Raw genomic sequence first — 2367 nt, 5'->3', positions numbered from 1 at the left:
AGCCGCACGGTGATGTGGGCGGCGGTGAAGGCGAGTGCTACGGCTCCGGCGAGTACGAGGCCGAATTCGCGCAGGGCGGCCACGCTGGAGGCGGTCAGCGCCAGGTACCCGAGTGTGGCTGAGAGGGCGGCCACGGACACGGTGCGCGCGACCCGCAGGCCCCGGTGTGTGGCGGGTTGGCGGAGCATGACGGTGTAGGCGCAGGCGATGGCTGTGGTCAGCGATCCGAGAGCGCTGGTCAGCGGGGTGAGGGAAAGGTCTAGTGCCCAGAGGCCGGCCAGACCCCACCCGGTGGCCAGTGCTGCCGCGGCCACGGCTCGCAGCGCATCGGTACGCTGGGACAGCCCCACCAGGAGCACCATACCGGCAGCGGCGAGGCCGAGACCGTTGGTGACATACCGGTCCCCGGAGACCAGCTCATAGCCGCGCGCGGCCGCGACCGGCAGCCCGACCACCTCCGCCTCCAGGCCGTTCGGCGGCTGCGGCATCGTGGCACGCACCTGCTCGATCAAGTCGGCTTGCTCGGCGAGGTCTTGCAGTTCGAGCTGGAAGCTCATCGCCGCGCGCTGCTGGTCGCTGCGAATCACCGCCCGGGTGAGATAGTCGGGCATCCACTGCAACCCTGCAGCTACCTGCTCCTGGGACGGTTCGGCGCCGAGAAACTCGAGCAGTCCCGGTGGGGTGAGGATCGGGGAGAGTTGATCCCCGTGCCGGCGCACGATCGCGTCCTGAGCCTGCTGCATCCAGGCCAGTGCCTGCGGGTTGGCCACATCCTTTCCCCGCACCAGGATCTGCACTTCCCCGGAAGCGCCCAGCACCTGCTCGGCATGCCGCGCGTCCTCCATCGCCGGCAGCCCCGCGGCCAGCTCGTCGGGCTCGGCGGTCACCTCGAGCTGTGCCAGTGCTGCCCAGCCTCCGGCGGCGATCGCGCCCACCACGACCAGCGCCCCCATCCGAGTCACCGCTCGGCGACCGGGCCTCCAGCGGATGCGTCTCGACACGCGGCCCGACTCCGATCGTGCTGTGTGCTCGGACGCGGACTCCGGCAGTTCTGCCCGAGCCGTGCCTGCTTCCCCTTCCGTCGTCTGCCCGGGTTCACCACCGGTCTCCGGGATTGCGTGGGCGCTCCAGGTGCCGGTCCAGTAGCGGCGGAATGCCACCGCCAGCCCCACGGCAAACAGCTGCCCGGCCGCCAGCGCGAGCCCGAGATCGCGCACGAACGGCAGCGGCGAGACCGCCAGGGAGGCGAACGCGGCCACACTGGCCAGGGCCACCACCAGCACCCGGCGCCGCTGGCCCGGGTGGCTGAGATAGGCCGGGAAATCGCTACCAATGCCGACCAGGATCGGCAAGAACGCGATCACCCCCAGCGACAGGGGACGATCCAGCCACCCGAACCCGGCCAACACCAGCGCGATCGCCCCCAGGGTGGCCGCCAGCGGCAACAGCCGATACCGGCGGCGCTGCAACCACGGCACCAGGAAGTAGCTCGCCCCGATAGCCACCACGGCCAGCCCACCCACCAACGGCAACTCGGCACGGACCTGCGCGCCCAACGCGCTGGTCACCGCCTGCACCCCCGTCACGGTCACCCGCTCGGTCTCCAGCTCCGCCTCGCCCACCGTCTGGCGCACCTGGGCCACCAGCTGTTCGGTCGCGGCCTGATCCATCCCCGCCCGCGGCCGGATCAGGATACTGACCGCATCCGGGCGCGGCACCACGAAATCCCACTGCGGCTGCGGCGCACCCCCATCCCGGAAAATCACCTGCTGGGCAAACCCCGGATTGTGCAACGTCGGCAACCCAGCCGGCAAGCCCTGCACCAGCAAACTGCCATAGCGGCGATCAAACTTCGCCACCGCCTGCTTGGCCCGCTGCTCGGCTTCCTGCTCGCTGGCCCCTTGCTCGAGTGCCTGCTGCCGCGTCCGCTTGCGCAACCCATCCCGATGCCCCGACAACGAGGCCAGCATGTCCTGCGCCGCCCCGGCGATCTGATTGAGCACCGTCCCCGGCCCATACACCGCAGCCACATCATTCAACTCCGCCAGCCGGCCCTCCAACCGCACCAGCCGCGACAACTGCTTCTGCCCGAAAAACGCCCGCGGCTCGCTGGACTCGGCAATCACCACCACCGGATCGCCCCCAAACGATTCCGCCGCCTCCCGCAACGACGCCAACGTCTCATCCCCAGCCGGCAGAAACGACTCCGGGCCGGTATCGGTGCGCAACTGCAGCAAACCCCCCACCGAACCCGCCGCAACAGCCACGATCACCGCCACAGCGGCCAGACCCCGACCCGAGACCCGCACCCGGCGCAGCCACCCCCACAGCACACCGACCCGCACCCGCGGCAGACGAACACGGCGC

Annotated in this window: 1 protein-coding gene; it reads right to left on the bottom strand. The window is 70.6% G+C overall.

The features are described from left to right. On the bottom strand, nucleotides 1-2279 hold a 2279-nt coding region (locus tag CHB84_RS22070), incomplete at its 3' end, for an RND transporter family protein (RefSeq protein ID WP_141134790.1). Between the last annotated feature and the right edge of the window lie 88 nt (nucleotides 2280-2367).

This window comes from Haloechinothrix alba, from assembly GCF_900188115.1.
GTDB lineage: Bacteria > Actinomycetota > Actinomycetes > Mycobacteriales > Pseudonocardiaceae > Haloechinothrix > Haloechinothrix alba.
The sequence above is the reverse complement of the archived record's forward strand: the minus strand, read 5'-3'. Positions and strand labels throughout refer to the sequence as shown.